Origin of the sequence: Vibrio porteresiae DSM 19223 (genome assembly GCF_024347055.1) — a bacterium.
In the GTDB taxonomy this organism is placed as follows: Bacteria; Pseudomonadota; Gammaproteobacteria; order Enterobacterales; family Vibrionaceae; genus Vibrio; species Vibrio porteresiae.
In genome coordinates this window covers 409,935-436,744 of the sequence record NZ_AP024896.1, presented here as the reverse complement: position 1 = coordinate 436,744, position 26,810 = coordinate 409,935, and the positions used below count along the sequence as shown (strand labels likewise).

The window sequence follows — 26,810 nt, the reverse complement described above, 5'->3', positions numbered from 1 at the left end:
TGGCGCATGCAATATCAGTAGAGTGATATCAAAGTAAGGTGATCCGTCACCTTATTTTTTTTGTGTATTTTGCTTAATCCAAGCGAGGTACGGGTGAAAACCTTCGGTGATCGGCACCTGCACGATTTGCGGAACGTCATAATCGTGAAGAGCAGTTAGTGTTTGCTCCACATCGGAGTAACACTCAAGTTGAGTTTTGATCACCAGTAACACTTCTTCTTCGTGACAGATCTCGCCCTGCCAAACGTAGTGACTACTGATGGGCATCGTTTGGATGCATGCAGCAAGCTTTTGCTCCAGCAAGACTTGGATCATTTGCTGGGCATTTTCCTGCTTGTTCGTTGTGGTTAAAACGATACAAAAATCTTGGGGGTTCATCTTTTACCTCCAATGGTACGGATGACGCTATTCTAGCGAAGTTGGCTAATGAAGTCATTTGGGCAACTCGAGAAATTGGCTTAAGTCCGCTAGATTCTGTAGAGACTCTACTTCTGGATAACCACACTCATGCATTCGAGCAGAGCCCTGCAGATGAAACGTTTTAACGCCCGCTAAGACACCAGCGGTAACTCCCTGCAATGTATCATCGATGTAGACACAGTCATCAAGGCGATAGCCCATGTTCATCGCGCAATAATGAATAAGATCGGGGTCGGGTTTCCAACTGTTAGCATCAAACCCAGAATAGATATGATCTTGGAAATAATCCGCGAGGCCCGCATTGGAAAGCATCTGTGCGATTTTTTCACGGGGAGCATTGGAAGCAATGCACATATCAATGCGCTGCTCTTTGAGTCGCTGCAGCAGCGCCTTAGCGCCTGGCATCGCCTGCAGTTCATTTTTAAATAAGGCATCAGTACGACGTCGATACTCTATCTCTAGCGCATCGACATCGGCGTGAACATGAGTCGCCATAAGTAGCTGATTTAATATATCTGCGCTTTTACCACCATCAAAATGCTTCATCACCTCATTGAGCGAGAGAATAACACCAATCTCGCGCAACAATTGCTGTAACACCTGACAGCACAAACGCTCGCTATCTACCAGCGTTCCCTCACAATCAAAAATTACACACTGCTTTTTTGTTTTGGTCATATGGTCTCCCCCTCTCAGCAGTGTAATCGCCAAGAAGTAAGGAGAAATGATGGACTTAACAGAATATTGTTAGGCTAATGAGGCAATGTAAATAATTTCAGCCCAAGTCACTAAAACCACTTTATCGAGCAGTGACTCTCGCTAAAGAACGTGACCTAAACAGGTGAAACTACCCCAAAAGAGGATTACCGCTGGGTTGCTCAAGCCAAAGTTGACTGTTTGGCTGTACCGCTTGGCTCTTTTTCAGCAGCGCTTGAATATAAGATTGCGTCGAGCTGTACAATGAATTGGGCAACATCACTACATCAGAAACCAGTACTTCACCATCGCTCTTCGTTAGAAGCGCGGCAGCAATTGGCTGACCATCAGCAAAGCCCAGGTAGAGATCACAAGGTTCTGAATAGATGATTTGAGTAAAAAACTCCACCAACTCATTTTGTGCAACTTCATCGGTTGCACGCTTGGCTTGCAGCAAAGCAAACATAACGGTTAAACGGTGGAAATCGACAAGGAACACACCATCGAGCTGTTCGTCAGTGACATCGTCACTTAATGACAGCGACACCACCTTTTGCGCATCCAAGAGCTCTTGATAACGAGCCCGACCTCGCAGACTTTCCGCAGTAGGAAACTCCACTTCGATTTGTTGCCATAGCCAGCTATTTTTTACTTGGAACACATTTGGGGTAACTTGAGTCATAGTTTTGTTTCACTTGTATAGAGACGCCTGTTCCCTCTCAAAATCAAATGCTAAACATGGTGAAAAAAGCATGTTGATATTCTTATTGAAACGGCATCTCACAGTTAGTTTGAGCATCAAAGGATGCCCGAGAGGCTATGAGCATACTGTTCATCCCTGGATGTCTCAAGCTCTTTATCACCTGATGTCGTCGTTACAGAGACAGTAATACCACTGACAGGGCCTGTTTTGGCTAATTCAAACTGCCTTGGCTCGCGTGACTTGATGAGAGCAGGGATATTTTGGTTCTGTCATCATCAGCTGTTATGATGAGGCATCAATAATCATGGAATTAGAATGATGTTAAAAAGAACACTTAGTGTTGCGTTGCTTGGCCTGCTACTTAGTGGTTGCGACAATTCAGAAGTGGGCGATGTCAGCTTGGGAATTTTCACCACCAAAGATATAAAGATTAATACGTTAACCGATCCGGACGTCCCTGGCGTTACTTGCCATGTGGCCAGTATCGAAGCCAATCTGAGTTTATCTGATCCTTCCGACTCATCGATTGCCTGTCGTCAAACAGGTGAAATCACCCCAGAGATGATCGCTAACATTGATAAATCAGAATCTGGCGAAATCGTCTTTAAAAAGTCAAAGAGCATTTTCTTTAAATCAATGAAAATTCGTCGAATTTTTGATGTTAAAAACCAGACCTTGATGTACATCTCCTACTCCACCAAAGAGACATCTGGCAGTTTTAAACATAGCCTTTCGACCGTGCCACTGTGGGGCACAAAAGCCTATAACGCTTACATTGGTGAGAAAAAATAGTCTCAGATTTTTCTAAGGGCACGGCTTAACATTGTTTAAATCGTGCCCTTAATAAAAGTGCAACTTCTCTGAAATTTTTGTGATATCATCCGCGAAAATTTTTGACTCGCACTCCCAACATGAAGTTTCCCGGACAACGCAAATCTAAACACTATTTCCCAACCCAAAATCGTGATCCACTGCTTAAGCAAATGCAGCAAACGCAAGAGCTTTTTCATCCGACCATCATTGGTATCGGTCAGACAATTGTGGACATTGAAGCTCGCGTCGATTCTGAGTTTTTAGAAAGATATCAACTCAGTAAAGGCCACTCTTTGGTGTTGGAAGAATCCAAAGCCGATGCACTGTATGCTGAGTTGGTTGAAAAAGACCTCATCACACACCAATATCCGGGCGACACCATTGGTAACACCCTACACAACTATTCTGTTTTAGCCGACAGTAAATCAGTGTTATTAGGCGTGATGTCGAAAAATATCGAGGTCGGTTCCTATGCATACCGTTACCTTTGCCTTACCTCTTCACGGGTGAACATGAACTATCTGCAAACTGTGGATGGTCCGATTGGCCGCTGCTACACCCTGATCTCTGAAGACGGTGAACGCACGTTTGCGATCAACGAAGGCCAGATGAACCAGCTTCATCCAGAGAGCATTCCAGAGACCATCTTTGAAAAAGCATCGGCATTAGTCATCTCATCTTATTTGATGCGTGGCAAACCTACCGATCCAATGCCAAGTGCCGTGCAACGTGCTGTCAATCTTGCTAAACAGTATCAGGTACCTGTCGTATTAACGCTCGGTACAAAATACGTGATCGAAGGTCAAGCACAGTGGTGGCAAGAATACCTAAAAGAGAACGTCTCTGTATTGGCAATGAATGAAGATGAAGGTCTTGCGTTAACTGGTCTTTCCGATCCACTCATGGCGGCTGATAAGGCGCTCGATTGGGTTGATCTTGTTTTATGTACCGCAGGTCCAATCGGTCTGTATATGGCAGGTTACGTTGACGCCGCCGCGAAGCGCGAAACGGAATCGCCACTCTTGCCAGGTAACATTCCTGAATTCAACAAATACGAATTTAGCCGTGCGATGAGAAAAGAGGTATGTGATGAGCCAACTAAAGTTTACTCACATATTGGTCCTTACCTTGGTGGCCCGTTAAAAATTAAAAACACAAATGGTGCTGGTGATGGTGCGTTATCTGCACTGCTGCACGATATGGCAGCGAACAGCTACCACTCGAAAAACGTGCCTAATTCAGCCAAACATCAGCACCCATTTTTAACTTATTCGTCGCTATCGCAGGTATGTCGTTACGCTAACCGAGTTAGCTATGAAGTGCTGACTCAGCACTCTCCACGACTATCTCGAGCCCTTCCTGAACGAGAAGATAGCTTAGAAGAAGCGTATTGGGACCGATAAAGACAAAAGAGCAGCGATCGCTGCTCTTTTTCTATTTGATTTCTAACATAAAATGGCATGATAATCTTACTAACGTATAAAAGGCCACCCAGACCTTTCGCGCAAATAGCATAGACTTTCAATTGAGTCCCAGCACTTTATACTGATTGAGATCGATACAACAAATATGACCATTGACTCTCTTTTCGCAATTATGCACCATGAGCTGGCTGTTTTATTAACATTTTTATTGCTATAACAACACTCCCTGTTTGCCTCATTCTGGGAAAACGACATGATTCGGTCCATAAAAGTAGATTAATTGCTCTATTTTACTGTGATACACTACTTTTATTGATGAATTTGATGATAGAAATTTAATCTAAATATCATAGTGATGAGTAACTAAGTAGTTAAAGATGTCCATAAATAATGATGAAAATAATCTACAACACCTACCTGCTGAGTTAAGCCACTATCAGCGTTTGGTGCAATTTTTGGATATTGTTTCCGAAGGGTTGTTTCACATGGACAACAGCCGCACGATCACTATTTACACTCCTGATTTCTATAATCAATTCGGTATTGATTCGACAACCCTTTCCTTAGATGAGTGGTTTCAGCTGATTCATCCGATGGATAGAGAAGTACTGCGCCAAAAAATAGACAATCATATGTTGATTGCTGAATCTCAGGATACGCACCGTAAAAATGAATTTCGGATGCGTAAAACCAATGGTCAGTATGTCTGGGTAGAAGCCACCGTTATATCAAAAACCAATCATTGTGATGGTTTCTATATTGGTCGACATCGTGATGTCTCTGATCAAAAGTTGATGGAATCGTATCTACGCCAAGCCGCCTTTTATGACAACGCTTCTGGTATGTCCAATCGCGTGAAACTTCTGTCGGATATTGAACAAGCGCAGAAAGAGAACATTCATACCACGCTAATTTATTTTCAGATCGACGACATTCGCTCCTATCTCAATCAGTATGGTGTCGAAGTAGCGCAACATTTAATTCATCATTTAATTTCCGCCATTCAAGCCATTCCTAATCATCTTACCGAGTGCTATCGAGTGCGCTCTGACGATTTTGCCGTCCTTTTGACTGGCGAATTCACCCAAGATGAACTGATGACGATGTGCCATGATATTTATGCCAAATATCTTTGCTCAATGAGAAATGATGGGCATCTGTATGGCGATCACATGAGTATCGGCGTTTATCCGAATATCAACGCCGATGTTGATGCAGAGCAGATCGTGAATATCGCTTCAAGAACATGCCAATTTGCGGCAGAGCAAAAGCAATCTAAAGTCGAAATCTACAGTGGCAAGACCGGTTATAAAGTAGACCGTTTCTTCTTTATTGAACGGGGTTTAAAAGAAGCATTGAATCGCCGGTCACTTAATGTGAAATTCCAGCCAATCGTTAGATCAGAAACAGGAGCAGTTGCCAGCTTTGAAGCCCTTGTGCGTTGGAAAACCCAAGAATTTGGTGAAATTTATCCTGATGAATTTATTCCAGTTGCAGAGAAAAAAGGTCTTATTGGTGAATTGGGTTACCAAGTATTTGCTAAAGCGTGTGAATTCATTAGCCAATACAATCTAAACAATCAAGTGACAACTCGAGTTAACGTCAATGTCTCTGTGCTGCAGTTACTTGACCGGTCTTTCCCTGAGCAAATTCGAGACATTGCTGATAAGGCAGGTATTACTACCCAATCCATCGTTTTGGAACTGACTGAAACCGTAATTTTAGATGGTAACAAGAACGCGTTACAGCAGTTACGTTGCTTAAGTGAGATGGGCTTTCAGCTTGCTTTGGATGACTTTGGTACTGGCTTTAGCTCGATTAATAGCTTTTTTGATCTGCCTATTAATCAAATTAAAATCGATCGCACCATGGCATGTAAAACGATGGAGAATGATGATTTAAATGAGTATTTGGAATTCATCATTCGCATGTGTCAGCACAAGTCGATTGCAGTGGTCATTGAAGGGATCGAAAACAGCGAGATGTATAAAAAGTTCCAACGTATGGGCGCGTCGTATCTGCAGGGATATTGGTTATCCAAACCGCTTTCACTCGCCAGTGCTAGCCACTATACGTTATCAAGCCAAGGGTCTTAATCAGAGATAATGGCATGATAAACAATATAAGTTTCATAAAAGATTCATTAAGTTACTCTGCAATTCAACAATAAATATCTCTAGAATCGATGCGACATAAGGAAGTGTTTCATCATGATTCTTAATCAACCCTATATCACTAACACGTCAGAAACCTCCTCCTCATCCTTGGAGTGGAAATGTCTTTTTCTCGCGCTATGTATTGTGTTTTTAGTCAATACTCCGATGAATTACATTAAATCAGGACGCGAAGAAGCGATTGCCAAACAATTATTTGTCATGGAACATACCTACCTTATCCACGACAAAATATTGAGATTATTATCCTCGATAGGGCAAACGGAAATAGCTCAGTCCTATCGCAAAGACCCAAAACCTTTTAATGAATTACGTAAACAGTTTTTAGCATCTCAAGATCTCATTCAAAATATCTCCATCCAGCTTGTCGACAAACCTACGGCAAAAATGGCACAGATCGTCCATGAGTCCTCACCCTATAATCAGTGGAATCCTAACCATCCTACGCAAAATTATCCGATTTATCGCAATAGGTATCCGATTGGTTATCTTTCTGTCACGCTGGATCTCTCAAAGTTCGCGAGTTATCAAGCACCTAATACGTTAGTGCTTGATGAAAAGAGCAATGCCATCATGAGTACGTTGCCACAAATAACTCAAGGCACTAAGTTTGTCGAATTGCATAGGCGCGCTTGGTACGAACTGCAAGCAACGCAAAGAGCTGCGGGTTTACTTGAGTATAAAACCTTTAGTTTGGCCTATCGTAAAGTCACGCTACCAGAACATAAGACGCTGTTTTTATTGCGCGTCATTGATAACAATGAGCTAGTACCCACCTATTTTTATCTGATTCTATTTCTAGGCAGTGCTTTAGTCGGAATTAGTTTTTACGTTTATCACATGCGTAAAACCCGCATAAAACTCACACAAATGACCTACTGTGATGCCCTTTCAGGGCTGTATAACCGTCACTATCTAACCAAAATCATTGAGCAAATCTCCGCACCACAACACTATTGGGTCTGCATGTTTGATATTGACCATTTTAAGCAAGTGAACGATCAACATGGTCACGATGTCGGTGATAAAGTGATTAAACATGTCTCGCATATTATGAAGAGTCGAATCCGAAATACAGATTACGCATTTCGCATTGGTGGTGAAGAGTTTATCGTGATTTTGAACGTCGCCAATTTGGTGGACGCGTTAGCAATAGTCCAGCGCATTAGAAGTGATGTGGAATATTTCACTGCTGCTCCTCAAGTAACGATTTCTGGGGGACTATGTCACTTTAATTGCCCTTGGCAAGAGTGTATCAAGCAGGCGGACCGCTTATTGTACGAGGCGAAACAGCGGGGAAGAAACCAAATTTGCTATCCTTCGACTCCTATTGTGGTTAATGAATTAGTCATACAATAAAAAAGGGGGACCAACGTCACCCCTTCTATCGTTAAGCACTATTTTGCTTGAGCTTGATAGTAATTTTCACGAAACGCCAAACTGCCCCACATGGCATTCGCATGCGCACGTAAGGTCACCGCGTCATCGACAGGTGCTTCGACCATGGTATCTGCTGCGGGGTCATAGCGATAAGTCGAAATCCCCTGCCCTGGTTGTAACACTACTAACTGGTTGTCTGCGGTTAGCCAGCCAAAGTTCTTATCCCTTTGCATCATGGCTCGTTGCTCATTCGCTGGTACAGGTTTGGTTAAGTCATAACCAATCATAGGGTTAACACTGTTGATACCAGCCAATGACAAAAGTGTTGGCGCAATATCAATCTGACTGACTAAGCGATTATCCAACTTAGGTGCAATACCGCCACCAAAAATCACCGCTGGAATGTGGAAGTGTCCAACTGGAATTGGCTGATTACCAAAAGTACGTGCATCGTGGTCAGCCACGGCAACAAATACCGTATCATTCCAGTAAGGTGATGCTTTCGCTTGGCGAATAAACTCACCTAACGCGTAATCAGAGTACTTAACCGCATTTTCGCGAGTTGCACGAGGCTCGTTGACATGTTCAATACGCCCATCAGGGAATTCAAATGGCGTATGGTTAGATGAACTAAATACCAGTGAGAAGAATGGCTTACCCTGTTGATGGAGCTGGGTAAACTGTTGATTGGCTTTATTATATAAGTCTTCGTCCGACGCGCCCCAAGAGCCTACAAAAACGGGATTGGTGAAGGTAGGCTGATCTTGCATATCCACAAAACCGTTGCCAAGGAAGAACGATTTCATGTTGTCAAAATGGCTTTCGCCACCATAGATAAATTGGGTGTGATAACCGCGACCTTTCAGCAAATCGGCAATTGTGAAAAAGTTGGTTTGGCTTTTACCTAACTTAACCACAGAACGCGCTGGCGTTGGTGAAAATCCTGTGGTCACAGCTTCAATACCACGCACAGAACGCGTGCCCGATGCGTACATACGAGTAAACGCCCAACCGTCATTGAAGAGTTGATCCATATTTGGCGAAAGGTCTTCACCGCCAAGGGATTTCACAAATTGAGCACCATGGCTTTCCAGCAGCAAAATCACGATGTTTTTCGGTTTGCCTTGGTAACTCGCTTCATGCTTAGCTAATGAAGGCTGCTTATCAGAGACAAAGTCACTGCTTGCGACATTCATATTGGCGCGAACTTGGTCAATGATCGCCTGTTTTGGCATCGTAGGATAGTAGTCAAACGCGCTGGCTTCTGACTCCATCTGTTTTGCTGCGAACATCACTGAATAAGATGAGTTAAGCACCAAATCGTTAACCAATGGATCAGCAGCAAAAGAGACCATCGCCGGGTTAAGCGGACGATGTTCAAACGATGAACGCGCCCCCATCACGCCCACAAGCACAGCAACAATGGCAATTACTGGACGCCAATACCATTTCGGATAGTGGAGGCTGCGAGTCGCATACCCACTGAACTTCCAGCCACCCCAAATCACTGCGATGGTGACTACGGTGCCAATAAATAGCTCCAACTTATAGCCAACCCAAAGCATGCTGAACACTTCTTTAGGGTAAATCAGATACTCAATAAATAAACGGTTAGGACGTAGGTCATATTCGGCGATGAAGGCTGGCGTCGCGACTTCCATATAAACCGCCAACCACAACCCAGCGGTGATCCAAATTCGCAGTAGGAACTTGACCACATAGCCAATACCACGGTCGCTTAATAGCAGTGCGCTGACTAAAGTGGGAACTAAAAGCAGATAGCAAACAGAGGCGATATCGACGCGAAACCCACTTACCAGTAAGCGAAGCCAACCATCCGCTTGTGAAATTCGATCAAATTGCCATAAACCTAAAGCAATTCTGGATATAGAAAAGATACATAGCAACACAATGGCGGTTCCCACTATTGGGAACAAAGGGCCGAATAAAGAGCGCAATCGTTTCAAAGTCAATTCTCTGTATAGCAACAAGTCAATCGAAGTAGTGTCTGGCACGAACCAGTACTCTCCCTGTAAACGTGTCGAATTATAGGAGAATTGCCATCAGTAACCATAACTAAATCAATTAACTGAGCAAAAATTGGTAACAATATATAGAAAACTGAGTGCTTTCGCACAGTCAGCCGATGCAAATCATGTACATCCACCGAAAATGAGATGGTTAGAAACCAAAGAGTGAGGCTTCCACCTCACTCTTTTCACCAACACTTGCTCGTCAACGATGTCTATGCCAACCAAAGGCGACTGCGACGCCAAGCGGCAAGCATGCCAAGAGCAATTAACCCCCACCAGGTGATACTGCCGCCACCAGAAGACGAGGACGTTGTGGAAACATCGCTTGATGAAGAACTGGTATCAGAGGAACTTGAGCTTGAACTGCTTTCCGCATAGGCTTCGCGCTCTGCATCGGTAGCGGTGTATTTGGCAGTAACATTGCCATCGATCACCTCTTGAATCCAATCTTCGTAATCATAGACTTCTGTAAATACCGCATCGACACCTGATGAACCTATTGCGGAGCCACAGGTGCTTGGGCCAAAACTGGTAATACCTACCTGAACCAAGCTGCCTGTATACTCAGTATAAATCGGTCCGCCAGAGTCTCCCGAGCAGATCCCGTTACTCAAATTGGTGGAGGTATTCGTGTCACTGCCTTTAAAGCAGAGCTGGGAATCATTGAGATTAGTTAGGTCACCTTGGCATGTGTCGTTGGAAACGTAATCCATTGAGGTTTTTAACAGTTCATCACTGACACTGCTGTTGGTCGAGGTTTTGCCATGACCAATCGCAGTAAAACTATAGTCATTGACATCATCATCGGTACCATCACTGCCAAGCCGATAAGAATCATCAGTGGGTAAGGTGCTCGAACCTGAGACATTCAATTCGGACTCAAGCTCAATGATCGCGATGTCATTAGGCCATAGATCGGTTGATGAATATTCGTAGTCATCGGGATAGTAAAAGGATTTCGCACGCACATAAGTGGCATTACTTGGGAAATCAGATAGGTTATCGACCTGAGCCACCACGGTATACAGCATATACGACTCATTGTTCTGGCTATCTTCATCGGTAATACAGTGAGCCGCGGTAAGTACGTGAGTGGAATCGAGCATGGTGCCACCACAATACATCCCATAAACATACCCCGTACTGTATTGACGGTAGTAGAACAAGTTGACAAAAGCAGGATAGGAAGACGCCGTCGTACTGGTGCCATTGACAATATAGGTAGACAAATCAGCCGCATAAGCAGTGATGGTCGACAAGAATAAAGAGGCGAAAATCAAAATGGATTTCATAATGAGAACCTGACTGTTTATCGCTCGAGATTATCTGAATCAAGTAGCCTATTTAAATCGTTTTACATCAATTTACACAGCTAATTAAGGTACTCATTGTTGTCGTACTGAAAAAAAATATCCTCCGGCATAGCCGGAGGTTTTTCATATGCGCCTATAAGGCTCTCCTACCAGCAGCGCCCTAGCAGGCGCATCGTGATCTGACATTTGCATATGACTATTTCTTGCGACCCGTAAACGGGTTACCTGAATATGGGATCGACAGTTGCTCTCCCATTTTATCTTGATCTAATTGATGCTTGATGTAACTTTGGATCTGGCTTGTATTTTTGCCGACTGTATCAACGTAATAACCCCGGCACCAAAATTCTCGATTTCGGTATTTGAACTTCAAATCCCCAAATCGCTCATAGAGCATCAAACTACTTTTACCTTTTAAATATCCCATAAAACCTGAAACACTCAACTTCGGTGGGATTTCTAAAAGCATATGAACATGATCTTTACAGCATTCAGCCTCGAGTATATTCACGTCTTTCCATTCACATAGCTTTCGCAAGATTTCTCCAACTGCTCGACGTTTTTCACCGTAGAACACCTGCCTTCTATATTTGGGTGCGAATACTATATGATATTTACAGTTCCATCTTGTGTGAGCTAAGCTCTTCTCGTCCCCCATATTGGGACCCCCTTTCAATTTCTGATTAACTCTTGTAGTTGCCAGACCACAAGGTATTTCTAACAAATTGAAAGGGGTTTTATAACTGACTTATAGCTATAAGCTCAACGGAACCCCCCAGCCAAGCTGGGGGTTTTCTCTGTACAATAACAAAATCAGCTCCAATAAGGAGCTGATTTTTCGTTGAATAATGAACTAAGGTGATAACTCGCTACAGCGCATTTTCTCGATGACTAATTCTGTTAGTCACCACAATGAGTTACTGCAATTAGTTATTGCACCATTAGTTAGCCACGATAATAACGCTGTGGCACAAAAGGCATTTTCGCTACGGTCATCGGGAGCATCTTACCGCGAACTTCCGCCATGATCGTGGTACCCAGTTCTGCATAGTCCACCGCAACATAGGCCATCGAAACGGGAACTCCAGCCGTTGGCCCAGCCGTACCACTGGTCACGACACCAATGCGCTCGCCTTGCGCTGAGAAAAGTTCAGTACCTTCACGAACTGGGGCTTTGGTTTCCCCGATTAAACCAATACGTTTACGGTTAACCGATTTATTCGTGATTTGATCCAGAATAATCGCATCACCAGGAAAACCACCAGCACGTTCACCATCGGCACGACGTACTTTGCTGATTGCCCAAAGCAAGCTGGCTTCAACAGGCGTCGTTGTTGTATCCAGATCATGGCCATATAAGCACAAGCCACACTCTAAACGGAGTGAATCTCGCGCACCTAATCCAATCCATTCCACTTCGTCATACGCAGTGAGCTTACGAGCTAAAGCCTGAGCGTTATCAGCTGGTACTGAAATCTCGTAACCATCTTCACCGGTATAGCCACTGCGGCTCACAATGCAGTCGACGCCATCGATACTCAACTGCTGAATGTCCATAAACGACATGGCGCTCACTGCGGGTTGCAAACGAGCCAAAACATCGGCCGATTTTGGCCCTTGCAACGCCAAAAGAGCGCGATCTTCAATCACTTCTAATGTGACATCAGCAGGCAGATGAGCTTGGATGTGAGCAATGTCTTGCGCCTTACACGCCGCATTAACCACCACAAATAAGTGATCACCTAAATTTGCCACCATTAAGTCATCGAGGATGCCACCTTGTTCATTAGTAAAAAACGCATAGCGCTGTTTACCCTCTGGCAAGTCGATAATATCGACAGGCACGAGCGCCTCTAGCGCTTTTGCTGCTCCAGCACCATGAAGACGTAACTGCCCCATGTGAGAGACATCAAATAGCCCTGCGGCATCACGAGTATGAAGATGTTCTTTTTTTACACCAAGTGCATATTGAACCGGCATGTCATAGCCTGCGAACGGCACCATTTTTGCACCCACTTCCAGATGCAAAGCGTGTAACGGAGTGTGAAGCAGTGATTCGTGAGCTTCTGTCGCGTGAGTCATTCTTTTCTCCCTTTAATTCGACTCATGATACGGCCAACGTGATCAATCGACGTTTCATCATTACCTGAGTTATGTGGGGGTAATGAATGAGCCACTGGCAATATCGAGAATGAGTGACCATTACTTTTATACTGTTGAACTGCATGAGATAAAAACCACGACACCAGCGCAGTTTTACACATTGAACAGCAATAATGGGTATTCCTTGTTTCCTATAGTAAACAAGAATGCTCATTTTTTCGCTTGCCGACAAGCAAAATCTACAAATATTGATCACGTTTAGTGGTAGAGATTAAGCCAACACAGCTTAACTGATGGGGAAAACAGCCATTTTTGGGGAGAGATGAACTATTTTACTTCAGAGATCAATAGCAAAATGTTCAAGCCAGTGAAAGCAAACGTTTGCTTTCACTATAGGAAACTTAAAAAGCGAATACTGCAGTACAGTGAAAGTGTTTACTTAGCGGTAACCCAAAGAATTAGAGCATCTTCATCACTTACCGACACCAGCATATGCCCCATATTGGCATCGTAGTAAACATTGTCGCCAGCGGCTAACCGCACCGGTTCATAGAACTCGGTATAGAACATCACCTCACCTTCCAAAATCAGCAAAAACTCCTCGCCATCATGACGAATCCACTCCCGATACTCATCAAAAGAACGAGCTCTTACGCGGCTTTTAAATGGCATCATCTTCTTATTTGAAAGCTGTGTTGCGAGTAATTCATGTTCGTAAGTTTGAGTCGGATGGGGTTTTCCCGTTCCTTTTCGAGTAATGTCACGACGCCCCGTAGCAATAATTTTCTTAGGTGGCTCAAATAGTTGTGGCATATCAATATCTAAACCATGCGCCAATTTTTGCATTGCTTGGAATGTCGGGGAAATCTGTTCGTTTTCGATTTTACTCAGTGTAGAACGCGCCAACCCCGTGCGTTGACTTGCCTCTTCAAGCGTCAAACCTAAATTGCTACGGATGGTTTTGATGCGTTCACCTAAACGTAAAGGTTCGATGTGAGTTGCTTCACTCGCTTCGCGAGCCAAGGTCATGGATGGGTATTCATCGTAAATATCTTCGGACATGATTTCCTGCACGTAATGTTTCCTGAACGGTTGCTCTCTTAATGTTGCACGAAGCGCTCCCAATAGAAAAGCAAACCTGCGGAAATATTCTGTGCGCCATGTATCAAAGCAGGGCTTTTTGTTTCCTATAGGAAATTTTTGTTTGATCATTTACTAAGCACAGAGTATGTTATCGGCATGTTAGGGAGCGGATTCTCCCACTGATTTATGGAATTGGGATGTGCAGCAAAATGGGGGATCAGAGTGTATTAGATACCTTGTTATTGACTCATGACCTTATGGATACGGACTATCTTCAGTGCAATATTGGCTTATCACAATACATAAAATACATCGTATCTGTTCGCTCTTAAGCGAATGGATTTTAGCGTGTTCTGTGTTCACCAAAATGGTTCGTTGCACCGTTATTTCTCATAGAAATCACGCTGTCCTATTGGCGCTTTCGGCTGTATTCAGTGAACACTGTGGCTGGTCATGGGTGTCTACATCCTCTCTTTTAAGTTCTGTTTCATCTTTATTACGCAACAAACTCGCCACGTTCAGTGCTGCTTTACTCTCTTTGACGCAACTTATAGTTGAAAAAGTTCGTGCTATCCAATCAGTGATCAGCGGCACAAACACCGTGGCATATCTGTTGCAAACTGCCATTGAGGCAGCTCTTCTGACGCTCTTCTCTTTTGCTAATCTGAGCTATTTCAAGATAACTACTCAGCTGAATGTTATCGCTTTCGCAAAAGGGTCACTTTATCTCGGTCAGAAGCGCCTATGCTTAGTTTGAGCAGGCACTTAGGTCACCGGTTTACCTTTAGTAAACCAAACTTTGAAGTATTTCAGTTAGACGATATTGGAAAACGTAAAGCTAACTCAATTAAACGCTCTATGGCGCGATGCCTCGTTTGAAACAAGTTACGTCTACGCTTTCTTGGAATGAATCATCTTTAGATCGGTAAGCTTATTTTTTGGAGATTGAGTAATGGATAAAACACTGAAGTTCACAGACAGCCATGAGTGGGTCCGCGACAACGGGGACGGTACGGCAACGATCGGAATTTCTGAACATGCCCAAGAAATGTTGGGTGATGTTGTGTTTGTTGAACTGCCAGAAGTCGACAGTGAGATTGATGCGGGTGATACTTTTTCCCTCGTAGAATCCGTTAAAGCGGCTTCCGATATTTACGCACCAGTTTCTGGTGTCGTTATCGAAGTGAATGAAGACCTCGAAGACAGCCCAGAGTTAGTGAACTCTGAACCGTACGACGGTGGTTGGATTGTCACCATTAAAATGTCAGACCCTAGTGAGCTAAACGATCTGCAGACCGCTGCAGAGTACGAAGCGTCACTGGAAGAGGAAGAAGACGAAGACGACGAATAACGTCCTCGTTTAGATTGGATGGCCCGAAGTTCGCTTCGGGTTGTTTTTAAAGTCACAATTTTCAACGACCTACCTCAGTATCGTTGTTGAGAAGGTAAGGAAACATGACTGATTTACTTCACAGCCTAAGTTCTGCCAATGAGTTCGTTGCTCGTCATAACGGCCCCAGCGAGCAGGATCAAAAAGAGATGCTCAATACCATCAAGGCCGACTCGTTGGCGGCGTTGATTAAAGAAACGGTGCCAGCCTCGATTCGTCTCGAATCACCGCTTACATTGGCGAGCGCCCAAAGCGAAGCAGAAATGCTCCAAACGCTCAAAGGGTTCGCCTACCAAAACCAAGTGAAAAGAACGTTTATTGGTCAAGGTTATTACAACACCTTCACGCCAAACGTTATTTTACGTAACGTCTTAGAAAACCCTGGTTGGTACACGGCTTATACCCCATATCAACCTGAGATTTCCCAAGGTCGTCTGGAATCGCTGTTGAACTATCAACAGATGATCATTGATTTGACCGGTATGGATATTGCCAACGCATCACTGCTTGATGAAGCTACGGCGGCAGCTGAAGCCATGGCACTTTGTCACCGTGCTGGCAAAAGCAAAAGTCAGAGTTTTTTCGTCGCTGACAGCGTGCACCCACAAACCATCGAAGTAGTGAAAACTCGCGCTGAGTTTTTAGGTTTTGATGTGGTTGTTGGAGCGATTGATGACCTTGCAGGCGCAGATGTTTTCGGCGCTCTATTGCAATACCCAACCACCACGGGTGATGTATTTGACCTCACCGACATTATCGCGAAAGCGCAAGCCAACAAAACCTTAGTGGCAGTCGCTACTGATTTACTGGCCTCTACCCTATTAAAACCTGCTGGTGAAATGGGAGCAGACGTCGTAATTGGTTCGGCACAACGTTTCGGTGTGCCAATGGGTTATGGCGGTCCACATGCTGCCTTTATGGCTACTCGTGATAAACACAAACGCACCATGCCGGGTCGCGTTATTGGTGTTTCGATTGATGCCAAAGGCAACCAAGCGCTGCGTATGGCGATGCAAACTCGTGAGCAACATATTCGCCGCGAGAAAGCGACGTCGAATATCTGTACCGCTCAAGCGTTGCTCGCTAATATGGCGTCATTTTATGCGGTCTATCATGGTCCTAAAGGACTGAAAACCATCGCGCGTCGTACCCATCATATGACTGCGATTTTAGCTGCAGGGCTGACCAAAGCCGGTTTTGAGCTGGAGCATAATCACTTCTTTGACACCATTACCGTCATTACTCGTAACCGAACCCAAAGCCTTTATGTGACAGCACAATCGCTCGACATCAACTTACGTAAATTTGATGATCGTTTAGGCATCAGCTTTGACGAAACCACATCGATTGAAGATGTGCATATGTTACTGACCGCCTTTGGTGCGATTGATTCAGCTTATGAACTCTCTAGTCGTATCGCTGAAAATGAATTTTCTGCCATTCCAGAAGCATGTCTGCGGACAACAGACTTCTTAACTCATCCCGTGTTCAACACTTACCACAGTGAAACACAGATGATGCGTTACTTGAAAAAGCTGGAAAACAAAGACTACTCGCTCACTCATGGCATGATTCCTCTAGGCAGTTGTACCATGAAGCTCAATGCGGCAGCTGAAATGCTACCCATTACGTGGCCAGAGTTTGGCGCATTGCACCCATTTGTTCCTAAAGAACAAGCGGCAGGTTATACCGCATTGGCCGAAGATCTGAAAGAGAAGCTCTGTGCCATTACCGGTTATGATGCCTTCTCGCTACAGCCCAACTCAGGCGCTTCTGGCGAATACGCAGGGTTGATTGCCATCCAGCGTTACCATCAAAGCCGTGGTGACCACAATCGTAACGTCTGTTTGATACCAAGCTCCGCTCACGGCACAAACCCAGCTTCGGCGGCCATGGCTTCAATGACTGTGGTAGTGGTGAAATGTGACCATAACGGTAACATCGATATGGCCGATCTTTCCGCTAAGATTGAAGCTCACAAAGAAAACCTTTCATGCATTATGATCACTTACCCATCGACTCACGGTGTGTATGAAGAGCAAGTGCGTGAAGTGTGCGATAAGGTTCACGCAGCAGGCGGTCAAGTATACCTTGATGGTGCCAACATGAACGCTCAGGTCGGGCTAACCTCACCCGGCTTTATTGGGTCAGATGTGTCACACCTTAACTTGCATAAAACCTTCTGTATCCCACATGGGGGCGGCGGCCCTGGCATGGGGCCTATTGGCGTAAAAGCACACTTGGCAGCGTTCTTACCAGGGCACGTTGAACAAGGCGTGGATGGCAAAGAGTACGCCGTTTCTGCCGCAGATATGGGCAGTGCATCGATTCTTCCTATTTCATGGGCTTACATCGCCATGATGGGTAGCGAAGGTTTGACCAAAGCCACTGAAGTGGCAATCTTAAATGCCAACTACGTGATGGAACGTTTACGTCCTCATTACCCAGTGCTTTATCGTGGCACGCATGGGCGCGTGGCACATGAGTGTATTATCGACATTCGCCCAATCAAACAAGCCTCTGGTATTAGCGAAGAAGATATTGCTAAGCGTTTGATGGACTACGGTTTCCATGCGCCAACCATGTCATTCCCTGTCGCTGGCACCCTTATGATTGAACCTACCGAATCAGAAGATCTCGCTGAACTGGATCGCTTCTGCGACGCCATGATCTCGATTCGTTTAGAAATAGAGAAAGTGCAAGCAGGCGAATGGCCTCTCGAGGATAACCCTCTGGTCAATGCACCGCACACTCAAGTGGATTTGATGAGTGCTGAATGGGCTCATGTTTATAGCCGCGAAACCGCTTGTTACCCGTCGTCCTACAGCAAAGCGATGAAATACTGGCCAACCGTTAATCGCGTCGATAACGTCTACGGCGACCGTAACTTAATTTGTTCATGCCCAAGTATTGAGAGCTATGAGTAGTTACTCGGTTATATAGCTTAGTAATATTAAGGGGAGCCATTTAGCTCCCCTTTCATTACATTAGTGATAATTTATATTATTACTAACGCTAATTACATCGACCAGTTTTCACATCCTGGTTTGTTTTTATCGATAATTAGATCACCTTCAACAGTGAATCGATTGTAGCCAAATAGTAATGAAAAAGAAGAAAAATCAGCAGTAACGTTAGTTAATGCAACAGCACAATGATCTTTTTCAATAGCTTCATCTGTCGCTTCTTTAATTTCTGGACGGCCGATAGGAACCAAAATAATTGGTCGTGTATCAGTTCCTTGTACACGTTGTCCTTTGATAAACTTGCCATTATTCAAATCGACATTTTTTGTTGATGCCAAAGTAAAGTCAACGACACGTTGTGCACAGCCAGTCAATAATAAAGAAGAAAGCACAGCACCTAAAAGCATTGTTTTTTTCATTTTTTAAACCAATTAGTATAGTAAATAGACGGTTGGCATATTATTAACACTATTAAAATAAAGCAATATAAAGAATAACTCAGCAATATTGATTGATGAAAAATACATCAAATATATTTCATTAAGAATCTTTTTTAATGCATTATTGATACTTAACATTTTAATAAAAATTATATCTTATTTGTTAAAAAATAATCAAATGGTATTATTTTCATATAAATAAGAGGCAAACTTTAGCATTTTCAACATACGTCCCCAATATCCCTAACAGCTCTGGGCTTTGCGATTGAGCATAGCGACGATTAAAAAGATTACAATTATCCAATGCTAATAACCATTACACTGCTGACGAAAGTAAAACCGAGCATCAATCACGATTAATTTTCAATATATCATCGATTAATTGGCTATCAGCGACCAAATTCTGTCATAGATTGATCAACTCCCTATTTAGAGGTAAAAAACGTAACAAATCTCCGTCGTCTAGCGTACAATCGCCTCAAAATAACAATCAAATATCTATTATGAATAACGTCATATTCGCATCACTACTTTGCGGACTGTTGAGCGCATGTTGCTCAGCAGGCGTAGAGCCGAATCAATCTGTGTCGGTGGCCAAACCCGCTACCAGCCCGTTAGCACAAGGCCGAGTTGCGGCTGGAGATCCTTCCGTTCCTGTACAAAGCGCAACCGGAACACTCTCGTCTGGCCCTTACATTCCAGTCAAAAGTGCGTTTAAACGTGCTAACGACGATGAATTTGAGAACACTCAAAACGCGGCACAATAATCTATTGTCTTTTACTGACAGCTGATCAAAGGTGTATTGAGTATTCATAGGTAACGGAGGATTTATGTCACAGCAGTATGCATTGGTGGGCGATATCGGTGGCACGAACGCTCGTTTAGCGTTATGTGCGATCGATAGCGGTGAAATCAGTCAACCACTCACCTATTCAGGGGCAGATTACCCAAGTCTAGAAGTGGTGATTAAGCAATATCTATCTGAAGTAAACCAACAGGTGACGACAGCTTGTCTTGCTATCGCTTGTCCCATTAATAGCGATTGGGTATCAATGACCAATCACAGCTGGGCATTTTCCATTCAGGAACTCAAACAGCAGCTACAGCTAGAACGCCTCGAAGTCATCAACGACTTTACCGCTGTTTCAATGGCCATCCCCGCCCTTTCTAAGCAAGATTATCTCCAAATTGGGGGCAAACAGCCTCAATCAGGAAAACCTATTGCCATTTTTGGCGCGGGTACTGGTTTAGGAGTCGCTCACCTTATTCAAGTCAATAACCAATGGCTTAGCCTTCCTGGTGAAGGTGGACACGTAGATTTCGCGCCTTGCAGCGATGAAGAAGACTCACTCTTAAAATGGTTACGCCAGCAATTTGGTCGAGTTTCGGCTGAGCGCTGTTTATCAGGACAAGGGTTAGTGCATATCTACAATCATCATGTAATTTCCCAAGGGCGCGAGCCAGAAGCGTTAACTCCCAAAGAGATCACCGAACTTGCGTTAGCCAAACAGAATCCGGATTGTGTTGCGACGCTGTCACTCTTTTGTATCTTGCTTGGACGTTTCGCAGGTAACTTAGCCTTGAATATGGGAACGTTTGGTGGGGTTTATCTTGGTGGTGGCATTGCGCCACGCTTTAAAGAGTTCCTAGTCAATTCTGGATTTCGCCGTGCATTTGAAGAGAAAGGACGTTTTAACGACTATCTAAATGCCATTCCGGTCTTTTTACTTACTCATAAAGAACCTGGATTGCTCGGTGCGGGAGCTTATTTACGCCAAGCCCTAGGTAAAGAGCTGTAATATTAAAGCTTAAAGATAAATTCGTTAGGGGAAGTTCATCAACTTCCCCTTTTTGATCGAGCGTTTCTAGGCGAGGTACAACATAAATGCAGCAGCAAATGCAGGAATACCGGAGATAAAAAGCATCAAGCCAGTACCAGCATCTAAATGCGCTGAGGAATTTCCAATTCTTGTTAGCTGACGAAATTCACCATTGGCGCGTACTGGTGCAGTATAGCGATCGAACCAACTGATTGTGCTTTGCGCTTTTGCACTCTTATCCGATACAAAACCGGCCAATGACCAGATAACTACAGCAATAAAGAAGAGAAAATCACATAAATTCTGAGGCTTAAAAAGATCAACAAAATGAGATAAGCCATAAACTACCGCAGCAGCGACGACGTTAATACCGAAAACCATAACCAACCATTTTTTCACTTGATACATCCTTATCTTGTATTCTTAGCATCATTTTTATCCTCAGTAGCCCTAAAACAGCGTGACTTATTGCTTGGCTACAAAAGGTCGCAGCATTAAACACCAATATGAAATTAAATGCACCAAAAATGGCCATTGGATACAAGGACAGACACTTTAAGGGGGTGCAACATAAAACCTCTGTCCCCCTCATCGCATACCTACACTCCTTAGCAGGACAGGCACCTTAAGAAACATCATTTTCATAGTCTCGTCTTAGAAGGACAGGCACTTTAAGATTCGTCATTTTCATGGCGTTACTCTTTAGGCATTGCGCTTTGATTTGGGTAGCGTAAACTCACACGCTGATTTCTCTAAAATCAAGTGTCTCCATATTGAGCAGTTGCTTCATCCGTGGATGATTATCGTTACCGCTGAGTAACAAAAACTGTTAAAATGCGCGCGAAATATTGATAAGGAAGCTGAAATGGCAGATTTTAATAAAATTTTAACTCCAGGCGATTACGAAAATGGCCTAGTGAACGTAGTTGTAGAAATCCCAACTGGTAGCAACCACAAAATTGAATGGAACCGTAAGCTTGCTGTGTTCGAACTAGATCGCGTTGAACCACAGATTTTTGCTAAACCAACTAACTACGGTTTTATTCCACAAACTCTTGATGAAGATGGCGACGAACTTGACGCACTAATCATCACTAGCGAACCACTAACAACTGGTATCTTCCTACAAGCTAAAATCATCGGCGTAATGAAATTCGTTGATGACGGCGAAGTTGATGACAAAGTTGTTGTCGTTCCTGCTGATGACCGTAGCAACGGTAACGCGATCAACTCTCTAGAAGATCTTCCAGCACAACTTATCAAGCAAATCGAATTCCACTTCAATCACTACAAAGATCTGAAGAAAGCTGGCACAACTAAAGTTGAAAGCTGGGGCGACATCGCTGAAGCAAAAGAAGTTATCGCTGAATCAATCCAACGTTGGAACGACCAATAATCGATTGATGCAGTTAAGTAACCTTACTCTTAAGTAAGAGTAAACCGTTACTTAAACGCACTATTAAAAGCCGCTAGCACGAAAGTGCAGCGGCTTTTTTATATCTATTTAAAGAGATAATGTTAGAAGGACAGGCACCACAAACTGCCTCACAAAAAAGTTCTACCCCTCTGCCACTTCTAATCGTAATCCAGCCTCTTCAAACAATGCTTGGTATGGATCATTTGGCGAAGAATCGGTGATACAGAGAGAAAAATCCTTGAGGTGACCCACCTTAACTGCGCCACGTTTACAGAATTTGGAGGAATCAAGTAACAAAATGGCTCTATCTGATGCTTTCATCATCGCCTTTTTTACCGCGACTTTTTCTGAGTCAAAATCCAGAACATAACCATTCGCATCGAGTCCAGAAGCACAAATCACGGCACAATCGGCGCTGTACGATTGAATGTCTTGACACGTTTTCGCTCCGGTTAAAGAGCCATCAGCACCGCGAATGACGCCTCCTGTCACCACAACCGAATGGTCCGTTTCAAGTTGAGACAACAACAGAGCCGCTGACAAATTATGGGTAATAATTTGCTTTTGTGAGAGCACTTCCATGGCACAAGCCAGTTGCTCACAGGTCGTGCCTGTATCAAGAAATAAACTATCAATCAATCGAATATGCTCTACGGCAGCATGTGCGATAGCCACTTTGGCTTGAGCCATCACCGAGGACTTAAAACTATGACCAAGGCGAACTTCTGGTTCAGCTTGTGTCACTCCCCCATGAAAACGCTGCAGAAGATTATCGCTACAGAGCTTTTTAATATCTCGGCGAATAGTCGGTTGAGAACAACCCAGCTCATGAGCAAGCAACTCGATAGAGGTGTAGCCTTGTTCACGTACGATTTCGAGCAATTTATTGTGTCTAACTTGGGACAAGCGATGATCTCCAAAGTGTCATATTGAGCATTTATGATCAAGTTTATCAGAGCCAACCAACAAGTTGCTCCTTTCAACTCAAGAGTCATAAAAAATTCATGAACACATTGTTTTCTTTAGATAAATCAACCAATACTTTACTTTATCGTCAGCAACCAACGCTCATTCGAGTTATCAATACTCAGTCTGATTTCGCGGCCAAAGCCATCCAATGTGGCGATGAATATGCCCTACTCGCACTGCTTTTTGCTCATAGTCGCGAGGTACAAATCCCTCCCGTCGGTGTGATTGGTCCCAAAGAAGCCACCGATGAGCAATATCAAGTGGCTAAGCAACTCGGCCAGCGCTTAGCTCAGTTAGGGCTGACCATAGTATGCGGCGGGCGAAATGGGGTGATGGAAGCTGTATGTTTAGGTGTGCACCTTGCAGGCGGCCAATCGATCGGCATTTTGCCTGGAGACCATTGGACCGAAGCCAACCAATACGTCACCTTTCCTATTGTTACTAATATGGGGCCGACGCGTAACTCATTGATAGCTCAAACCGCTTTTGCTTTGATTGCCGTGGGTGGCGGTTACGGCACGCTAACAGAAATGGCATTTGGCCTGCATTACAATAAACCCGTCTTTGCTTTAGCCAATGCACCTGAAGTCGATGGCGTAAAATACTATGAGGATATTGACCCCATCCTACATCGTGTCATTGACGCTTTGTTGCAACGTTAAGTCAAACCGATAAATAAAGCTTCAACGACACGCAATCAAAGTGTCACATCCAAACTTCATGATCACAAACAATCAAATTGATTGTTTAGAATCATGAAAAAGATCACTTATCTCTACCTTGTTTATCTCGCTCTTCCTATCGCCTTGCTGGCGGTAGGATCCTTTGGCCAAAGTTGGGTTAATACCCTGCTGCCAACAGGTTTTACCTTAGAGTGGTATCAGCAAATATGGAATTCAACGTCCTATCGCAGAGCACTTATCACTAGCGTCGAAGTATGCCTTGCCGCAGGATTATTAAACCTTGTTACGGTGACGCCTTGTGTTTATCTGTTACAAGTTTACGGTTCCTCTCGTTTGAAACAGTGGTTAAGGCTGAGCGCTTTACTGCCTATCGCTGTCCCGGAATTGGTGATTGGCTTTGGTTTTATTTTGGCCTTTACCAGCGATGAACTGCCGTGGCTTGGAGCCACCTGGCTACTTATCATTGGTCATTGGGTTTTAACCTTTCCCTACTTCTTTTTTAGCCTTCTTGCAGATAGTGAGAAATCGCCGCTTGAGCAGCTAGACAAAGTTGCCCAATCGTTTGGAGCCAACGGTCTGAAACGATTCATTACAGTGTTTCTTCCATTAGCAAGCCAATCGCTGATGACAGGCTTGATTACCGTAGCAGCCATTTCTCTTGGGGAATTTCAGCTTAGTAACCTGATTGCCGGCTTTATGAACCGCACCTACCCCACTTTATTACTGCAAGCATTCTATGGCGCAACAGGTCTCGCCTGCGCTGCCACCATGATTCTGCTACTCCTTGCAATGGTGATGTCATTTCTCTCCAGCGCGCAGCAGTGGTCCAAAAACAAGAGTTGTCCATCATGATCGAATTTAAATCGGTAAACTTCACTTATCCCAATAGCACTGTTGGTGTCCATGACATTTCTCTGCAGATCAATACTGGAGAACTGATCGCCATTTTGGGCAAAAGTGGTTGTGGCAAAACGACATTACTCAAGCTTCTTGCTGGATTTGAGCAGCCTAACAGCGGCGAGATTTGGATTAACAATGTCAATCAAGCCAACCTACCTTGTGCCAAGCGCCGCCTTGGTATTGTGTTTCAAGACTATGCGTTGTTTCCCCACTATTCCGTGCTTAAAAATGTCATCTATCCATTAAAAATCAATAAGATTGACAATGCTGAGCATAAAGCTCGGCGCATGATAGAACTGGTTGGTCTGTGCGGAATGGAGCACCGTCTGCCACACCAGCTTTCTGGCGGTCAAAGACAACGCGTTGCCCTCGCACGAGCCTTAGTTTTTGAGCCTGCGGCATTACTGCTTGATGAGCCGCTCTCGGCACTCGATGCTTCGTTACGCCATGAGATGCGCCAAGAGATTGTTAAGATTCAAAAAGAGCTGAATATGACCACCTTTTTGATCACTCACGATCAAGAGGAAGCCATGACCATGGCCAATCAAGTGGCGGTAATGCACAACGGACAAATACAGCAATGTGCATCACCACTGGAGTTATACCACCAGCCCAATAGCCTAGAAGTGGCACGCTTTGTCGGCAAAGCCAATGTTTTGCACGGTAAAGTGATAGCAGAGCATCAGGTGCTAACCGAGCTTGGCCCACTGACTGTGAATCAATCTTTAGTCACAGGGGAAAAAGTGGATCTGATTGTTCGTCCAGAACATATCCAATTAGAAACCAATCACCACGCGAGCAATCAATTCACGATTACTCGCCTGCACCAACAACAGTTTGTGGGCCACACCATGGAGTACACGCTGCAAGTTGGCGATGTCACTCTGCAAGCGTGCGCCCCGCACCTTAATCACCCATTAACACATTTATCTATTCCATCTGAATCTATTCATGTCCTGTACACGGAGACGTCACATGAAACTGCATAAACTTTCTTGCGCTGGTGCGGCACTGGCGCTTATTGCCTCTTCCTCTGTTTTTGCTCAAGCGCTGCAAGGGCCTGAGTTATACAAAGGAGAGCAACAACAATACGACAAAGCCTTAGATGAAGGCATGGTGGTCTCTTTTGACACCGGCCCTACTTGGGCAAACTGGGGAACCATGTTTAGTGCGTTTAAAAAACGCTATCCAGGTGTAGAAATTGTCTATAACGACCTTGGTTCTGCCGCGACCGTCGTTGCATTAGATAAGTCAAAACACCGCCCTCAAGCCGATACAGCGTATTACTTTGGCGCCTCAGCCATTGATGCGAAGCAAAAGAATTTGCTGACGGGTTATAAGCCAGAAAACTTTGTGCAAATTCCTGACGTGTTCAAAGACAAAGACGGAAAGTGGTTTACGATTCATACTCTTAACGTCGCTTTTTTGGTGAATAAAAAGCTCGTTAAAGAGGTACCTACCTCTTGGGCTGATCTGCAAAAAGCGCAATACAAAAACAGTATTGTCTATCAAGACCCACGCACCACAGGTCAAGGACAAGTCGTAGTGCTCGCGGCTAACCTTGCCGAAAAAGGCAGCATGACCAACATCAAACCAGGTGCCAACTACTTTGGTGAACTGCAGAAAAAAGGCAACGTGCTGCGCGTGGTTGGCACGACACCTTATGCTCAATTTGTTAAAGGTGAGATTCCTATTTGGATCGGTTACGAAAATGACGGTCTCAAAGCCGAGCTCAAAGACGGCATGGGCGACAACGTTGCCGTGGTGATTCCTAAAGAAGCATCATTGGCAGCTCCTTATGCAATATCAATGGTCAAAAATGGTCCCAACCCAGAAGCAGCAAAACTATGGCTGAACTTCATTATGTCTCAACAAGGGCAATCGATCTTTGCCGAAGGCTATGTTCGTCCAGTTCTCACCAACATGGCCTTGCCTGATTCGGTAAAAGATAAGTTAGTCAAAGCACCGCAAATCCATCCACTGGATCTCAATGCGGCGGCAGCGATTAAAGCCGACTTGGATAAAGCATGGTCGCAACAGGTACTAGGCCATTAATGACCCACGATTTAGTAGAAGGAATCA

Annotated in this window: 24 protein-coding genes; 13 read left to right on the top strand and 11 right to left on the bottom strand. The window is 44.2% G+C overall.

The genetic code is table 11. The features are described from left to right. Window positions 1-51: 51 nt before the first annotated feature. The 3 genes from cutA to OCV11_RS18570 all read right to left on the bottom strand — a co-directional run bounded on the left by cutA (window position 52) and on the right by OCV11_RS18570 (window position 1,798). Complete coding sequence (gene cutA, locus OCV11_RS18580; protein ID WP_261897515.1) at window positions 52-378, bottom strand: divalent-cation tolerance protein CutA; 327 nt, start codon at window positions 376-378, stop codon at window positions 52-54. A 54-nt stretch (window positions 379-432) separates the two neighbouring features. Next, on the bottom strand, window positions 433-1,098 hold the full coding sequence (locus OCV11_RS18575; RefSeq protein ID WP_261897514.1) for an HAD-IA family hydrolase: 666 nt from the start codon (window positions 1,096-1,098) through the stop codon (window positions 433-435). Window positions 1,099-1,267: 169 nt separating this feature from the next. Beyond that, window positions 1,268-1,798 carry a hypothetical protein gene (locus OCV11_RS18570; protein ID WP_261897513.1) on the bottom strand — a complete coding sequence of 177 codons (531 nt, stop codon included), beginning with the start codon at window positions 1,796-1,798 and terminating at the stop codon, window positions 1,268-1,270. A 339-nt stretch (window positions 1,799-2,137) separates the two neighbouring features. Here OCV11_RS18570 and OCV11_RS18565 point away from each other — a divergent pair, with 339 nt between their 5' ends. The 4 genes from OCV11_RS18565 (at window position 2,138) to OCV11_RS18550 (ending at window position 7,589) form a co-directional block, all read left to right on the top strand. Beyond that, a complete protein-coding gene (locus tag OCV11_RS18565; RefSeq protein ID WP_261897956.1) occupies window positions 2,138-2,611 on the top strand; it encodes a CreA family protein in 474 nt (157 codons plus the stop codon). A 119-nt stretch (window positions 2,612-2,730) separates the two neighbouring features. Next, window positions 2,731-4,035, top strand: a complete 1,305-nt coding sequence (locus tag OCV11_RS18560) for an inosine/guanosine kinase (protein WP_261897512.1) — start codon at window positions 2,731-2,733, stop codon at window positions 4,033-4,035. Window positions 4,036-4,433: 398 nt separating this feature from the next. Continuing rightward, on the top strand, window positions 4,434-6,152 hold the full coding sequence (locus OCV11_RS18555) for an EAL domain-containing protein (RefSeq protein ID WP_261897511.1): 1,719 nt from the start codon (window positions 4,434-4,436) through the stop codon (window positions 6,150-6,152). A gap of 114 nt (window positions 6,153-6,266) precedes the next feature. Further along, entirely contained in the window at window positions 6,267-7,589 is a 1,323-nt protein-coding gene (locus OCV11_RS18550; RefSeq protein WP_261897510.1) for a sensor domain-containing diguanylate cyclase, read from the top strand. Between the two features lie 38 nt (window positions 7,590-7,627). On the opposite strand, the gene OCV11_RS18545 is transcribed toward OCV11_RS18550, so the two are convergent. From OCV11_RS18545 to OCV11_RS18525, 5 genes are all read right to left on the bottom strand, one after another. Continuing rightward, window positions 7,628-9,535, bottom strand: a complete 1,908-nt coding sequence (locus OCV11_RS18545) for an LTA synthase family protein (protein ID WP_373332845.1) — start codon at window positions 9,533-9,535, stop codon at window positions 7,628-7,630. A gap of 320 nt (window positions 9,536-9,855) precedes the next feature. Next, the gene (locus tag OCV11_RS18540) at window positions 9,856-10,935 is read right to left on the bottom strand and encodes a S1 family peptidase (RefSeq protein ID WP_261897509.1); all 1,080 of its coding nucleotides are present in this window, start codon (window positions 10,933-10,935) and stop codon (window positions 9,856-9,858) included. 217 nt (window positions 10,936-11,152) lie between these two features. Continuing rightward, window positions 11,153-11,614, bottom strand: coding sequence for an IS200/IS605 family transposase (tnpA, locus tag OCV11_RS18535; RefSeq protein ID WP_261893050.1), 462 nt, complete (start codon window positions 11,612-11,614; stop codon window positions 11,153-11,155). A gap of 287 nt (window positions 11,615-11,901) precedes the next feature. Then, window positions 11,902-13,038 carry a glycine cleavage system aminomethyltransferase GcvT gene (gene gcvT, locus OCV11_RS18530; RefSeq protein WP_261897508.1) on the bottom strand — a complete coding sequence of 379 codons (1,137 nt, stop codon included), beginning with the start codon at window positions 13,036-13,038 and terminating at the stop codon, window positions 11,902-11,904. A 456-nt stretch (window positions 13,039-13,494) separates the two neighbouring features. After that, a complete protein-coding gene (locus tag OCV11_RS18525) occupies window positions 13,495-14,121 on the bottom strand; it encodes a helix-turn-helix domain-containing protein (protein ID WP_261897507.1) in 627 nt (208 codons plus the stop codon). Window positions 14,122-15,094: 973 nt separating this feature from the next. On the opposite strand from OCV11_RS18525, the gene gcvH reads away from it, so the two are divergent. Both gcvH and gcvP read left to right on the top strand, forming a co-directional pair. Next, entirely contained in the window at window positions 15,095-15,493 is a 399-nt protein-coding gene (gene gcvH, locus OCV11_RS18520; RefSeq protein ID WP_261897506.1) for a glycine cleavage system protein GcvH, read from the top strand. A gap of 104 nt (window positions 15,494-15,597) precedes the next feature. Further along, window positions 15,598-18,459 carry an aminomethyl-transferring glycine dehydrogenase gene (gcvP, locus tag OCV11_RS18515; RefSeq protein ID WP_261897505.1) on the top strand — a complete coding sequence of 954 codons (2,862 nt, stop codon included), beginning with the start codon at window positions 15,598-15,600 and terminating at the stop codon, window positions 18,457-18,459. A 92-nt stretch (window positions 18,460-18,551) separates the two neighbouring features. Here the strand turns inward: gcvP and OCV11_RS18510 are convergent, their stop codons facing one another. After that, the gene (locus tag OCV11_RS18510; protein ID WP_261897504.1) at window positions 18,552-18,917 is read right to left on the bottom strand and encodes a hypothetical protein; all 366 of its coding nucleotides are present in this window, start codon (window positions 18,915-18,917) and stop codon (window positions 18,552-18,554) included. Window positions 18,918-19,441: 524 nt separating this feature from the next. On the opposite strand from OCV11_RS18510, the gene OCV11_RS18505 reads away from it, so the two are divergent. Continuing rightward, a complete protein-coding gene (locus OCV11_RS18505) occupies window positions 19,442-19,705 on the top strand; it encodes a hypothetical protein (protein WP_261897503.1) in 264 nt (87 codons plus the stop codon). A 64-nt stretch (window positions 19,706-19,769) separates the two neighbouring features. Then, window positions 19,770-20,738 carry a glucokinase gene (glk, locus tag OCV11_RS18500; protein WP_261897502.1) on the top strand — a complete coding sequence of 323 codons (969 nt, stop codon included), beginning with the start codon at window positions 19,770-19,772 and terminating at the stop codon, window positions 20,736-20,738. 66 nt (window positions 20,739-20,804) lie between these two features. On the opposite strand, the gene OCV11_RS18495 is transcribed toward glk, so the two are convergent. Then, window positions 20,805-21,158: a hypothetical protein gene (locus OCV11_RS18495; protein ID WP_261897501.1), complete on the bottom strand. Its 354-nt coding sequence runs from the start codon at window positions 21,156-21,158 to the stop codon at window positions 20,805-20,807. A 466-nt stretch (window positions 21,159-21,624) separates the two neighbouring features. Between OCV11_RS18495 and OCV11_RS18490 the strand changes: the two genes are divergently transcribed. Beyond that, window positions 21,625-22,155 carry an inorganic diphosphatase gene (locus tag OCV11_RS18490; RefSeq protein ID WP_261897500.1) on the top strand — a complete coding sequence of 177 codons (531 nt, stop codon included), beginning with the start codon at window positions 21,625-21,627 and terminating at the stop codon, window positions 22,153-22,155. A 162-nt stretch (window positions 22,156-22,317) separates the two neighbouring features. On the opposite strand, the gene OCV11_RS18485 is transcribed toward OCV11_RS18490, so the two are convergent. After that, window positions 22,318-23,082, bottom strand: coding sequence for a DeoR/GlpR family DNA-binding transcription regulator (locus OCV11_RS18485; protein WP_261897499.1), 765 nt, complete (start codon window positions 23,080-23,082; stop codon window positions 22,318-22,320). A gap of 98 nt (window positions 23,083-23,180) precedes the next feature. On the opposite strand from OCV11_RS18485, the gene OCV11_RS18480 reads away from it, so the two are divergent. The 4 genes from OCV11_RS18480 to OCV11_RS18465 all read left to right on the top strand — a co-directional run bounded on the left by OCV11_RS18480 (window position 23,181) and on the right by OCV11_RS18465 (window position 26,783). Further along, entirely contained in the window at window positions 23,181-23,807 is a 627-nt protein-coding gene (locus OCV11_RS18480) for a TIGR00725 family protein (RefSeq protein WP_261897498.1), read from the top strand. A 93-nt stretch (window positions 23,808-23,900) separates the two neighbouring features. Next, window positions 23,901-24,680 carry an ABC transporter permease gene (locus OCV11_RS18475; protein ID WP_261897497.1) on the top strand — a complete coding sequence of 260 codons (780 nt, stop codon included), beginning with the start codon at window positions 23,901-23,903 and terminating at the stop codon, window positions 24,678-24,680. Continuing rightward, a complete protein-coding gene (locus OCV11_RS18470) occupies window positions 24,677-25,717 on the top strand; it encodes an ABC transporter ATP-binding protein (protein WP_261897496.1) in 1,041 nt (346 codons plus the stop codon). Before OCV11_RS18475 ends, OCV11_RS18470 begins: the two co-directional genes overlap by 4 nt. Beyond that, on the top strand, window positions 25,704-26,783 hold the full coding sequence (locus OCV11_RS18465; protein ID WP_261897495.1) for an extracellular solute-binding protein: 1,080 nt from the start codon (window positions 25,704-25,706) through the stop codon (window positions 26,781-26,783). The genes OCV11_RS18470 and OCV11_RS18465 overlap by 14 nt, the downstream gene beginning before the upstream one ends. The last annotated feature ends 27 nt before the right edge of the window (window positions 26,784-26,810 follow it).